Origin of the sequence: Pseudonocardia parietis (genome assembly GCF_017876315.1) — a bacterium.
GTDB lineage: Bacteria > Actinomycetota > Actinomycetes > Mycobacteriales > Pseudonocardiaceae > Pseudonocardia > Pseudonocardia parietis.
The window spans coordinates 822,756-835,029 of record NZ_JAGINU010000001.1; the positions used below are offsets into that span (position 1 = coordinate 822,756).

9 protein-coding genes and 2 pseudogenes are annotated in these 12,274 nt (G+C 69.3%); 8 read left to right on the plus strand and 3 right to left on the minus strand.

Features of this window, described 5'->3' with window-relative positions; genetic code table 11:
* Positions 1 to 5 precede the first annotated feature (5 nt).
* Positions 6 to 1,561, plus strand: a pseudogene (gene paaZ / locus JOF36_RS03930) (phenylacetic acid degradation bifunctional protein PaaZ); the annotation flags it as partial.
* A 214-nt stretch (positions 1,562 to 1,775) separates the two neighbouring features.
* Here paaZ and JOF36_RS03935 read toward each other — a convergent pair.
* A complete protein-coding gene (locus JOF36_RS03935) occupies positions 1,776 to 2,111 on the minus strand; it encodes a DUF3500 domain-containing protein (protein WP_307862201.1) in 336 nt (111 codons plus the stop codon).
* A 411-nt stretch (positions 2,112 to 2,522) separates the two neighbouring features.
* Between JOF36_RS03935 and JOF36_RS41320 the strand changes: the two genes are divergently transcribed.
* Positions 2,523 to 2,858, plus strand: coding sequence for a transposase (locus JOF36_RS41320; protein WP_210025058.1), 336 nt, complete (start codon positions 2,523 to 2,525; stop codon positions 2,856 to 2,858).
* Between the two features lie 52 nt (positions 2,859 to 2,910).
* On the opposite strand, the gene JOF36_RS03945 is transcribed toward JOF36_RS41320, so the two are convergent.
* A complete protein-coding gene (locus JOF36_RS03945; RefSeq protein WP_307862202.1) occupies positions 2,911 to 4,101 on the minus strand; it encodes an IS630 family transposase in 1,191 nt (396 codons plus the stop codon).
* 183 nt (positions 4,102 to 4,284) lie between these two features.
* Here JOF36_RS03945 and JOF36_RS03950 point away from each other — a divergent pair, with 183 nt between their 5' ends.
* Positions 4,285 to 4,542 carry a hypothetical protein gene (locus tag JOF36_RS03950; RefSeq protein ID WP_245350673.1) on the plus strand — a complete coding sequence of 86 codons (258 nt, stop codon included), beginning with the start codon at positions 4,285 to 4,287 and terminating at the stop codon, positions 4,540 to 4,542.
* 191 nt (positions 4,543 to 4,733) lie between these two features.
* Here the strand turns inward: JOF36_RS03950 and JOF36_RS03955 are convergent, their stop codons facing one another.
* Positions 4,734 to 6,458 (minus strand): IS1634 family transposase, encoded by a 1,725-nt coding sequence (locus tag JOF36_RS03955; protein ID WP_245350674.1) that lies wholly within the window; start codon positions 6,456 to 6,458, stop codon positions 4,734 to 4,736.
* Between the two features lie 238 nt (positions 6,459 to 6,696).
* Here JOF36_RS03955 and JOF36_RS38580 point away from each other — a divergent pair.
* The 5 genes and pseudogenes from JOF36_RS38580 (at position 6,697) to JOF36_RS03985 (ending at position 12,247) form a co-directional block, all read left to right on the plus strand.
* Positions 6,697 to 7,859, plus strand: a pseudogene (locus JOF36_RS38580) (IS1380 family transposase).
* A gap of 290 nt (positions 7,860 to 8,149) precedes the next feature.
* A complete protein-coding gene (locus tag JOF36_RS03970) occupies positions 8,150 to 8,932 on the plus strand; it encodes an aldo/keto reductase (RefSeq protein WP_210025062.1) in 783 nt (260 codons plus the stop codon).
* 100 nt (positions 8,933 to 9,032) lie between these two features.
* Entirely contained in the window at positions 9,033 to 9,563 is a 531-nt protein-coding gene (locus JOF36_RS03975) for a DsbA family protein (protein ID WP_210025063.1), read from the plus strand.
* Between the two features lie 120 nt (positions 9,564 to 9,683).
* The gene (locus tag JOF36_RS03980; RefSeq protein WP_210025064.1) at positions 9,684 to 9,959 is read left to right on the plus strand and encodes a hypothetical protein; all 276 of its coding nucleotides are present in this window, start codon (positions 9,684 to 9,686) and stop codon (positions 9,957 to 9,959) included.
* Between the two features lie 743 nt (positions 9,960 to 10,702).
* Entirely contained in the window at positions 10,703 to 12,247 is a 1,545-nt protein-coding gene (locus tag JOF36_RS03985; RefSeq protein WP_210025065.1) for a 4-hydroxyphenylacetate 3-hydroxylase family protein, read from the plus strand.
* The last annotated feature ends 27 nt before the right edge of the window (positions 12,248 to 12,274 follow it).

The following is a 12,274-nucleotide window of genomic DNA, read 5'->3' on the forward strand; positions in this document are numbered from 1 at the left end:
CACCGATCCTGCCCAGCTACGTCCGCGACACCTGGCACGTCCCGCACAGTGAGGGCCGGCCGGTGTTCGACGCCGTCACCGGGGACACGGTCGTCCACGTCTCGACCGACGGGATCGATTTCCGCGCAGTTCTGGAGCACGGACGGAACACCGGTGGCCCCGCACTGCGGGACCTGACCTTCCCCCAGCGCGCGGCACTGCTCGAGGACCTCGCCGGGTTCCTGCGCGGGCACCGCGAGGAGCTCTACGCGTTGTCCGCCCGGACCGGGGCCACGCTGTTCGACGCCCGGTTCGACGTCGACGGAGGGTTAGCCGTCGTCCGTTCCTACGCCGAGTTGGGACGCGCTGCCCTCCCGGACGCCCCGGTGTACGTCGAGGACGAACCAATCCCACTCGGCCGGCGTGCGGGCAGCTTCCTCGGCCGGCACGTGTGCGTTCCGTTGCGGGGCGTCGCGGTGCAGGTCAACGCCTACAATTTCCCGGTGTGGGGACCGCTGGAGAAGCTGTCTCAGTCCCTGCTCGCCGGGGTTCCGGCCGTGATCAAGCCGGCCACCGCGACGGCGTTCGTCACCGCCCGGCTGGTCGAGCTCGTCGTGGAGTCCGGCCTGCTCCCCCCGGTTCCGTGCAGTTCCTCTGCGGCGGCGTTGGGGACCTGCTCGAGCACCTGACCGAGCAGGACCTGCTGTCCTTCACCGGCTCCGCTGCGACTGCACACCTGCTGCGCAACCACGGCACCGTCACCTCGCGTGCCGTGCGGTTCAACGCCGAGGCCGACTCGCTGAACTGCTCGATCCTCGGACCAGACGCGGTGCCGGGTACGCCTGAGTTCGATCTGTACGTCGACCAGGCCGTCACCGAGATGACGGTCAAGGCGGGGCAGAAGTGCACCGCGATCCGGCGGGCGCTGGTGCCCGCGCCCGCGGTCGAGGCCGTCCTCGAGGCGCTGACCGACCGGTTGGGCCGGGTCACCGTCGGGAACCCGGCCGCGGACGGCGTCCGGATGGGCGCGCTGGCCGGGGTCGACCAACGCGACGAGGTCCGACACGCTGTGGCCGCGCTCGAAGGGTCAACCAAGCGGGTGTTCGGCGATCCGTACCGGGTCGACACCGTCGACGCCGACCCCGAGCGGGGTGCGTTCCTGTCTCCCATCCTGCTGCACGGCCCGGACCCCGACCGTGCCGAACCGCACGAGGTCGAGCCCTTCGGACCCGTGGCAACCGTATTGCCCTACGACCGGCCCGAGGACGCCGTCCGGCTCGCCGCCCGCGGGAAGGGCAGCCTGGCGGGTTCGTTGGTCACCGCCGACGCCGAGCTTGCGAGCAGGATGGTGCTCGACCTCGCGCCGTGGCACGGGCGGATCCTGGTGCTCTCGGAGCAGGACGCGGCCGAGTCGACCGGGCACGGCTCCCCGCTGCCGCAGCTGGTGCACGGCGGGCCGGGACGGGCCGGCGGTGGCGAGGAGATGGGTGGGCTGCGCGGCGTGCTGCACCACATGCAGCGCAGCGCGGTGCAGGCCGGCCTCGGTGTCCTCGACGCCCTGACCGGCGGCCGGACATCCGGGTGAGCGACCGGGCCGGGGCCGCACGGGCCCCGGCCGGACGGGGCCGGCTCTGGGTGACCGTGTTGCACGCGCTGCCGTCCATGCACGACCGGACGGCACCAGGCGTGTGCGACTCGCCCCGCTCCCCGGCAGAACGCGACCGTCCCGATAGCACCGAGGCTGGTGTCGTAGAAGAACCTGGCCGTGCCGTGTGGTGAGCAGGGCGCCGCCCTATTCAGCCGTCGCGGTGGAACCGTGCCCGGTGCTGTGCGAGGACGTCCTCGCCGAAGTCGCCTTCCGGGTCCCGCCACACGGAGTGGATGTGGTTCACGTCGCGCTGGGTGTTGTCGTACTCGGCGAGGAAGCGCGGGCCCTGGATGCGGTAGTAGTGCGGCTGTCCCCGCTCGACCCCGCCGGCCCAGGCGAAGTGCACGTCGAGCAGCTTGTCGCCGCGGAACTTCTCCGCCTCGGTCGGAGTGAGCAGCCCGGCGTGGACCATCTGCCAGCCGATGTGGAACTCCGCATGGTCGATGCCGGGCAGCTTGGTGACGAAGACGATGCGATGATGCACGGTGGGCTTTCCCGTCTCGCGAGGGTGCGGTGCTCAAGCGGTCTGACCGAGAGTGCCCGCCGGGGAGTGCGGCAGAACGTAGTTGCCGAGTTCGTTGGTGCTCTCGCCGAGATCTCCAGTAGCTGCTCCCGGTGGATCGAGTTGCCCTGACGAATCGGCCGCGGCTCACGGTTCGGGTTGTCGGTCAGCTCCGGGTAGATGGCCGTTAGACGTACCCACCCCGTCTGGACGCGCGTGCGGTTACGCAGTCTCGAGCGTCGTGATGAGCTCTGGTGTGCCTCGGCAAACTTGGCCCCTGTTCGAGGTTCGCCGAGGCAGGGCGTATCAGGCCGATCCGGCGTGAGCTTCCCCCGCTTCGCCGGAGTCTTCGAAGACTGGTCCCATCGTGAGGGACTGGGAAGGAAGGCTCTGTTGGCAGCACCGAGGAAGTACCCCGATGAGCTGCGGGAACGGGCGGTTCGGCTGTATCGACAGTCCGAGCCGCGGCCGTCGTTCAAGCGGCTGGCCGAGCAGCTCAACGTGCACCCCGAGGCCTTGCGGAACTGGGTCCGCCAGGCCGAGGCCGACGCCGGCGAACGGCATGACCGCCCAAGCACTGACATGGTTGAGGAGAACCGCAGGTTGGCGGCCGAGAACGCTGAGCTGCGGCGGGTCAACGAGGTCCTGCGCGCGGCGAGTGCGTATTTCGCCAGCGAGATCTGTCAACGGCGGGTTAGAAGTGACCCCCTGGCGACGGTTTGGGATTGACCCCTGTGTGCCCGGTTCGTGCTAGTGGCCGAGTTCGTTAGTTCGTCGGGGGTCATGCGGCGGTAGTGAGGGTGCTGGGCTGCTCTGGCGGGCCGATCCGGTCGAGTAGGGCGCGGAGATCGCGGCGGGTGAAGGTCCAGTCGAAGGGTGTCGCGGCGCGGTTGTAGCGGTCTTGGAAGGCCAGGATGCGCTCGGCGAGGGCGTCGAGGTCGGCGAAGTCGACCGGGCTGATAGCTTTGCGTTGCAGGATCGAGAAGTAGATTTCGACCTGGTTGAGCCAGGAGGCGTGGATCGGTAGGTGGACCAGTGTCGCGCTCGGCCAGGTTGTGTTCATGCGGTCGATCGAGGCCTGTCCGGCGTGGCTGGAGCCGTTGTCCACGACCCAGAACACCCGCCGTGCCGAGGCGTAGGGCTCGCAGCTCATGACGTGTGTGACCAGGTCGGTGAACGGTTCGATCCCGGTCTTCGGGGCGATGGTGCCCATGACTCGGGCGTGGTGGATGTCGTAGGCGGCGAAGTAGGCCAGGGTCCCGCCGCGGCGGTATTCGAACTCGACCTGGCGGGTCCGGCCCGGCCCGGCGGGCCGGCCGGGGTGGCGGCGACGCAGGGCTTGGAGCTGGGACTTCTCATCGGCGCTGATCACGTAGTCGTCCGGGCCCAGCGGTGCACCGTTCCAGGTGCGGGCGTAGAGGTCCAGGACCCGGGCGGCCTTGGTCTCGAAGTTCGGGTCGCGGGGGAAGATCCAGGAGCGGTGCTGCCAGGGTTTGATCACCGCACGGGTCAGCGCCCGACGCACTGTGGACGCCGAGATCGTCTCGGCGATACCGCGGGTGACCGCTTCGGTGGCCAGTTCGGTGCTGCTCCAGCGCGAGAGCGGTATCCCGGTCTCCGCGGGCAGGGTGCAGGCCAGCGCGGTGATCGCCGCGCTCTGCACGGCGGTGAACCGGCGCGGTCGCCCGGTGCGGGGCCGATCGGCGAGACCGTCGAGGCGCTCGGTGGCGAACTGTCGTCGCCACCTGCGCGCGGTGTCGACACACACTCTGAGTTCGACGGCGATCGCGGCGTTGGTCGCACCGGCCGCGGCAGCGAGCACGATCCGGGCCCGCAGCCGGTCGCGGTGCTCGGTGCGCCCGCTGCGCGCCCGCGCGGTCAACACCGCCTCCTCCGCCGCGGTGAGCACGATGATGAACGGGCTGGTGACCGGCACACCCGGGTTGTCGACCCCGACCACGATTTCGGCCACCGCGACACGCCGTGATCACCCGTAACAGCGGCCGACGGTCGATCGCGAGGGCCGGGCAACGCCGACCAGGGCTGTCACGATGGGCAAGTGGCGCCCCGTTTCCCCGAGTCGACCAAGACCTCCGTGCGGCAACGGTTACGCGCTCGGGCCCGTGAGCGTTGGCCCCAGATCACCGAACTGCACATGCGTCACCACGGCGTGTTCACCTACATCGGGGCCAGCACCGAGACCGAGATCCTGCCGCTGTGTCGGCTGCGCTACGTCGGATCGGCCCATGACTGGCAGGTCGCGATCTACCGGGCCAGCCACGACGACTACGCCGAGTCGATTTTCCCCGACGGGCTCCCGTTCGGGACCTGCCAGGACGCACTCGACCTCGCCTGCGGCCTCTACCTCAACGACCCCACCGCCTGGCACGACCTCAGACCCCCGACGAACTAACGACCGGAACCACTAGTTGTCGCGGTCTTTGGCGAGGAGTTCGCGGCGGGCGCGTGTGCGGTAGGAGTCGCCGGAGACCTGCGTTCCGCAGCCGAGGTGAGCGTCTAGTACGCGGATTGCGGTCTTGACCTGCGGAAATGAGAGCGAGGACGCGCAGCGCGTGTGTTACTAGGCGGCGGCGTTGTGCCTGGTCAGCGACCTGCGGGGGTGATCTCGATGATCTTCTTGGGGAGGGAGAGGTCGAGTCGGGCGTAGAGGTCGGTCTGGGGCTTGGTGGGGTCGGTGCGCTGGCGGAATGTCCCGGTGGGGCCGGTGAAGGTGACGGCGTGGAGTCGGTCGAGGTCGCGGCGGATGTGGTGCCAGGTCTGGCCGGTGGTGGTCTCGGCGATGCGGATGAGCAGTAGCGCGAGCCAGCAGAGCATGACGTGGGCGCGGATGCGTTCTTCGAGGCGGTGATAGACCGGGCGCAGGTCGAGGATCTGTTTCATGTCACGCCAGCCGCGTTCGACTTCGAGGAGTTGCTTGTAGCCCAGCGCGATATCGGTGGCGCTCAGGTGTGGGTCCGAGCAGCGCAGCAGGTACTTGCCGTCCAGGTTGGCCTCGGTCTTGATCTTCGCCTTGTCGATGCGCAGCAGCCCGCCGGGGGTGAGGCGCAGGTAGCGGTTCAGGCCGGGCTTGGTCGAGATCTTCCCGCGCAGCTCGCCGCGTTTCATCGTCGGGAGCTTGTCGGATCCGGCGATGAGCTCGTCGAGTTGGGCGACGAGCTGATCGCGGATGTGGGCGTCGCGCTCGGCGGCCTCGGGGTTGTGGCAGATCACGAACCGCTCGGTGTCGGAGACCTTCACCTCCTTGACCCGCATGTTCTCGCCGATGGTGGTGTAGCGGCCCTGCCGCGACAGGGCGGTCTTGATCTCCGGGCTGTCCGAGCGGAGCTTCTCGCCGATGATGTAGGTGTGCTCGCCGCGACGTAGGTAGCGGCGGTTGGCTTGTGAGGAGAAGCCGCGGTCGGCGACCCACACGATCTTGGACAGGGTCCAGTCCCGCATGTCGTCGCGGACCTGGCGGATCAGTTTCGAGTCGGCGGTGTTGCCCGGCCAGCACCACACCCGCACCGGGATCCCCTCGCGGGTCACCGCCATCCCGATCACGATCTGGGGCAGGTCGTCGCGGGAGTCCTTCGACTTGCCGTAAGTCCGGAACCCGGCCGCGCTCTGCTCGTCGTCGGTGCCGTCCTGACCGTCCTTGCCGTCCCGGCCGGCCACGACCTGCCCGTGTTCGTCGCGGTCCACCGGGGTGTCGGGATCCTCCAGCTCGAAGTAGGTGGAGGTGGTATCGAAGAACAGCAGGTCGACCTCGAGGTTGAGCAGGTTCGCGACCTGGGCAAACACCTCGCGCTCCAGGTGTTCGCGCACGTCGTGGAGCCAGTCCATCGCCCGGTAGCAGACATCGTCGGAGGTCTCGGGCAGGCCGTCGATGTGCACATCGTTCGAGATCCAGTCCGCGGCGGCCAGCTTCGACGACGGCGCCAGGGCCCGATTGGCGACCAGCCCGAACAGCACCCGCTCGAACGGCGCGCTGCCCCGCCGCTTGGCCAGCAACCTGTTGAGCACCGTGTCGATGCCCAGCCGGCGCCACAGCCCGTCGAGGACATCCGTGCCGCCCAGCGGGCGCGAGCCGAGCAAGCTCAGATCCGAACCGGCGGTGGCCTTGAGCGCCGCTGCCGGGTCGAGCAGCCGTGACAGCGACACGATCAGCCGCTCGATCGCCGCGGTGTCGACCTGATCGGTCCGCCCGAAGCTGTAGAGGATCTTGGTGCGAGCGGCGCGGGCGGCGGGGTCCCAGTCGTTGTGGACCAGTTGCAGGTAGGACACCCGGGTCCCGTTGCGGTTCTGCCGCTTCACCTCCCGCAAGAACATATCCCAGAGCCTATCGACATCCAGCCACGTCAATCAACCTACACGGGACGATTCGTGTACTAGGCGTTCACGCGGTCGAACACTAGGCGCGGGCCGCTGACCTGCCCACACCGCCCAGACGTGTCCCAGAATCCACCATCAGCTGCGGAACGCAGGGGTCACCGCCGGCGCGAATGCCGCGGACAAGTGCCTGACGGTGATCCACTCGGCGTTGGCCGGTGGGGACTGCATCGATGACGTGAACGCGCTGCGCGCCGGCGACACCGAAACGGTGTTGGGCCATCGGGCGGTGGCCGCGTCGACGGTGGGCAGCTTCCTGCGGTCGATGAGCTGGGGACACGCCCGTCAACTCGACGCCGTGACCCGCCAGCTCCTGGCCCGCGCGGCCGGGCTCGGGGCACTCGACACGACCCCGCCCGACGACGCCGCGGTGGTGGTCGACATCGACGCGACCCTGGTCGAGACCTACGGCCTTCACAAGTCCGGGGCTCGGCAGGTGATGCGCACCGGTCGCCGCGGCTACCACCCGTTGCTGGCGGTGATGGCCGGGACCGGGGACGTGCTGCACGCTCGGCTGCGCCGGGGCCGCACCAACGACTCCAGCGGGGCCGGGTCGTTCCTGGCCGAAACCCTGTCCCGGGTCCGGAACGCCGGAGCAGGCGGGGGGTGGTGGTGCGCGCCGACACCGGGTTCTACCTCGCCGACGTGCTCACCGCCTGCCGCCGTCACGAGGCCGGGTTCTCCATCGGTGCCCGCATGATCGGCCGCATGCGCGCCACGATCGCCGCCGTCGATGAGTCGCAGTGGACCCCGGTGCCCTACTTCGAACCCGGCGCCGCGGTCACCGAACTCGGCTGGCGCGTGTTCGACCAGCACCGCCGCCCGGGACAGTCCTGGCGCGGCCACGGCACCTGGGTCCGGCTGATCGTGCGCCGCACCCCGACCCCACCGGCCATCCGCGCCCGTCGCGCCGCCGCCGGGCAACTGGAACTGTTCCCCGGCTACGACTACCACCCGTTCATCACCGACCAGCCCGGCGACCCCGTCGAGCTCGACCGGTTCCACCGCGCCCACGCCGAGGTCGAACTGGCCATCCGCGACCTCAAACACGGCCTCGCGCTGGGCCATCTGCCCTCCAAGCGGTTCGGCGCGAACCAGGCCTGGCTGGTCCTGCAGACCCTGGCCCACAACCTGGGCCGCTGGAGCGCGCGCCTGGCCGGGCTCGCCGCCACACCCCGCCAGACGATCAAGACCCTGCGACGGCGCTACCTGCACATCGCCGCCCGGCTGACCCGCCACGCCCGACGCCACCGGCTGCACCTACCCGCCCACTGGCCCTGGGCCCGGGCTCTCATCGCGGGCCTGCACCGACTCCGCGCCCTACCCGGACCGGCCGGCTGACCCACGCCACCGGCCCTGACCACCCACGACCCGAGGACCCGGAAACCCCCGCTCCCGGGCACCCTTATGCCCACACCCCGAAACGAAGATCAACAACGGAGCCAAGATCAACCCGAAGCAGGACCGGTGGATTCAGGCTCAGCGGCTCAGGCGGATGGTGCGGGCATGGTCGGCTTCGCGAACGACACGACCACGTGCAGGTTGGCCAGCAGGAGATGCCGGCGGGCCCGCCGCCCGGGCCAACACTCGATCGGGGTTTTCCCGTGCGAACAGCGGGTAGCTCGGAGTCCATGCCAAGCATCCCGGGCATCACGCTCAACGACGGTGCGACGATCCCCCAGTTCGGCCTCGGCGTGTGGCGGGTCCGGTCGGGCGAGACCGCTGGAGTCGTCCGCACCGCGCTCGAGGCCGGCTACCGCCACGTCGACACCGCGCAGATGTACCGCAACGAGACGGGTGTCGGGCAGGGCATCCGGGACGCCGGCGTCGCCCGTGAGGACGTCTGGGTCACCACGAAGCTGGGCGGCGGCGACCACGGCTACCGACCCGCGATGGACGCGCTGGATGACAGCCTGCGCCGACTCGGCATGGATTACGTCGATCTGTACCTGATCCACTGGCCGGGCCGCGATGGCGACGTGGACACGTGGCGCGCCTTCGAGAAGCTGCGCGACGACGGTCGGGTGCGTTCGGTCGGGGTGTCCAACTTCGACGCGGCGCAGCTCGACCGGCTCGCCACCGAGACCGGCACCGTCCCGGCGGTAAATCAGGTCGAGCTGAACCCGCGCAAGCCGCAACGCGAGTTGCGCGAGTACCACCAGCGCGCCGGCATCGCCACGGAGGCGTGGGCGCCGCTCGCGGAAGGCGGACTGCTCGGTGACCGCACCGTGCAGGAGATCGGGCAACGCCGCGACCACACCGCGGCCCAGGTCGTGCTGCGCTGGCACCTGCAGCACGGGTTCATCGTCTTCCCCAAGTCGGCGACCCCGGCACGGATCCGCGAGAACATCGCCATCACCGACTTCGAGCTCTCCGACGACGACATGGCCGCGATCGACGCGTTGGGGCCCTGACCCGGCACCCGTTGCCGGTGACGGTCGCGGGCAACACGTCCATGCCCATCGAGCTCACGCCGTGGCACCAACACCGCACCGTGGGATAAAGGAGACACCGATGAACAACCGTGGGCTGGCGTCCCCCGTCGACGCCGACGACCACAGCCGCGGCCCGGCCACCGCACCGGTGACCCTGGTGGAGTACGGCGACTACGAGTGCCCGTACTGCGGGCAGGCGTATGCGGTGCTGGAGGACCTCGTGGACCGGGTCGGGGACCGCCTGCGGTTCGTGTTCCGGCACTTCCCGCTGGTCGACCTCCACCCACACGCGGGGCCGGCCGCGCTGGCCGCCGAAGCCGCCGCCGACGCGGACCAGTTCTGGGTGATGCACGAAATGCTCTACACCCACCAGGACCGGCTGACCGAGGACGACCTCGCGCGCTACGCCCAGCGGCTGGGCCTGCCGGATGCGGGAGCGATCGGCTACCGTGCCCGCGACCATCGCGAGCGGGTGGAGCGGGACCTGGCCAGCGGGGAGGCGAGCGGTGTCCCGGGCACACCCGCGCTGTTCCTCAACGGGCGGCTCCATCGCGGTCCGGTCGACCTCGACAGCCTCACCGAGGCGGTACGGACGGCACCGGCCGGTTGACCGGCGGGTTCTCCCGCGCCGGCCGGCGGTGCGCTGACCGCCGGATCAGCCCGGCACCCGGTCAACAGACCGGTAGCCGTCGCCGTCATCGGCGAACCCCGAGTGTCCTACGATGCCCGCATGTCGTCACCCGATGTGGAACGCCGGCTCCGGCAGCAGGGCGCCGACGTCGAGTCCCTGTACGAGATCAGCGCCCGCATCGAGGGCCAGGTCGACGCCCTGGACACGAAGGTCGACCAGCTCGCGGAGAACACCACCGCCCAGTTCGACGCGGTGAATGCCCGGTTCGACACCCTGGAGCAGCGCACGGACGCCCGGTTCGACACCCTGGAGCGGACGAACGAGCAGACCCAGGCCCTCCTCACCCGGATTCTGGAGCGGCTCGAACAGACCTGACCGGGCCGTCATCCTTTCGCCCCTCAACTGCCCCCTGCCCTCGGGGAACTGTCCTTCCGGTGGCGGTGGTGATGCCGTCCGCGGCGCTGCTTGTGTGGATCTCCATCCTCATACTCAGCGGTACTCCCGCGCCCGCGATCCCGACGTCTGTACCGATCCGTGCGTTCCCGTCGGAGCAGTTGTCAAGACCTGTGGATGAAGATCTTTTAGGCGGCTTCTGGTCGGGGCTGGTCGGCGGGTCGTTACTGGCGCACATGCAGTGTTCGGAACCGCCCCCGGAACGGGCGCCGCCCTCGCCACTGCCGCTACTGCCATTGCTGTCGCTGCTGCCGGTCCCGTCGCTGCGGTCGCTGCTCATGCCGAGTGCTCCCTGACCTTGTCGGTGACTGCCGAGGCACCGCTCTTGAGTGCCCCGGTCACGGGGTTGCTGAGCACGGTCTGGAGCAGGGTTTCGGCCGCTTCGGTCAGCTGGTCGGTGGGCAGGGCATCGAGCAGCGCGCTGGATGCACCCCCGCCGCCGTTCTCCTCCCTCCTCTGTGCGTTGCCTGCCGGGCCCCTCGTCCGGGGCAACAAGCCACGCGGGTGACCGGGCCTTTTCGGGGCCGTTCACGTATCGCCGACAACATGTGTCGAGCGAGAGCCGGGAATCCTCGTCCGATTGTCTCCTATCCGGCTCGGGCGCCGTCCACAACGGCTGTCGACGATGCAGAGCGCAGCCTGATCCGAAAAAGGAGCCGAGAACGATGAGTCCGGCAATGAACACGCTCCCGCACGAGCAGACCACCACGGGCCCGCCGACGGGCGAGCAGTACCTGGAGAGCCTGCGCGACGGCCGTGCAATCTATTTCGACGGTGAACTCGTCGACGACGTGACGACGCATCCGGCGTTCGCGACCTCGGCTCGATCGGTGGCCCGGCTGTACGACACGCTGCATGACCCGGAGAAGCAGGACCTGCTAACCTACGTCACACCCCGCGGGACGCGCTCACACAAGTTCTACAAGGTTCCGACGAGTTCGCAGGACCTGTTCGAGTCGCGCGACGCGATCGCGGAATGGGCCCGCATGAGCTACGGCATCCTGTCTCGCGGCCCGGACTACAAAGCGTCACTCATCGGTGCCCTCGCCGCCGACACCGGCTTCTACGGTGAGTTCGCCCCGAACGTCGCCCGGATCTGCGAGGAGATCACCGACGGTGTCAAGTTCGTCAACCTCAGCCTGCTGAACCCGGCGGGTGACCGCCTCAAGCCGCTGGCCCAGCAGCGCGACGTCACCATGCACGTCGTCAAGGAGCGCGACGACGGCATCGTCGTACGGGGCGCACGGATGATCTCGACCGGCTCCGCGTTCAGCCACGTCACGTTCATCACCCAGTTCGTGCAAGCCCAGCAGCTCGGCGCCGCCGAGGAGGACTTCGCGCTGTCCTTCTTCGTCCCGATGAACGCACCGGGCATGAAGTTCATCGGCCGCCCGTCCTACGAGCACATGGCCAAGCGGCTGGGCTCGCCGTTCGACTACCCGCTGTCGAGCCGGTTCGACGAGACCGACATGTCGATCGTGCTCGACGACGTCTTCATCCCCTGGGAGAACGTCATCGCCTACCGCAACCCGGAGGTCTGCAACCAGATCTTCCTGCGCGGCTTCGCGCAGCGGCTGATCTTCCATGCCGCCGCACGGTCGGCGGTCAAGCTGGACTTCCTCTGTGGGTTGCTGCTCAAGGCCGTCGAGATGAACCAGGTCGTCAACTTCCGCGGCGTCCAGGTCGAGCTCGGGGAGCTCATCGGGCTGCGGCACCAGATCTGGGCCCTGTCGACCGCGATGGCGGCCGAGCCCGACCCCGGCCCCGGCGGCGCCGCGGTGCCCAGCAGTCGGTACGCCCTGCAGTGGCGCAACTCCTACGGGGAGATCTTCGGCCAGATCAAGGCGAAGTTTCAGCATCTGCTGGCCGGCGGGCTGATCCAGATCCCGTCCTCGTCCAGGGACTTCAAGAACCCCGAGTCCCGGCGCTACCTCGACGCGTACTGGAAGGGCGCTACGGCCACCGCCGAGGAGCGGGTGAAGCTCGTCCGGTTGATCTGGGACGTGCTCGCGACCGAGTTCGGCGGCCGCACCGAGATGCACGAGCGCAACCACGGCGGCAGCTTCGAGGGCAACCGCCTCGAGACCTACCAGACCGCGCAGCACATGGGCGACACGACGCGGTTCACGGACCTCGTCGACCAGTGCATGAGCGAGTACGACCTCGACGGCTGGACCGGCGACGTCTGGCCGAAGTGGAGCAACGCATGACGCAGCATCCCCCGCACATCCACTCGG

Excerpts from the sequence above, each read along its gene's own strand:
- JOF36_RS03985 (WP_210025065.1), top strand. The coding sequence starts at position 10,703 with ATGAGTCCGGCAATGAACACGCTCCCGCACGAGCAGACCACCACGGGC.
- JOF36_RS03950 (WP_245350673.1), top strand. The coding sequence starts at position 4,285 with ATGCGTCACCACGGCGTGTTCACCTACATCGGGGCCAGCACCGAGACC.
- JOF36_RS03980 (WP_210025064.1), top strand. The coding sequence starts at position 9,684 with ATGTCGTCACCCGATGTGGAACGCCGGCTCCGGCAGCAGGGCGCCGAC.
- JOF36_RS03955 (WP_245350674.1), bottom strand. The coding sequence starts at position 6,458 with ATGTTCTTGCGGGAGGTGAAGCGGCAGAACCGCAACGGGACCCGGGTG.
- JOF36_RS03970 (WP_210025062.1), top strand. The coding sequence starts at position 8,150 with ATGCCAAGCATCCCGGGCATCACGCTCAACGACGGTGCGACGATCCCC.
- JOF36_RS03975 (WP_210025063.1), top strand. The coding sequence starts at position 9,033 with ATGAACAACCGTGGGCTGGCGTCCCCCGTCGACGCCGACGACCACAGC.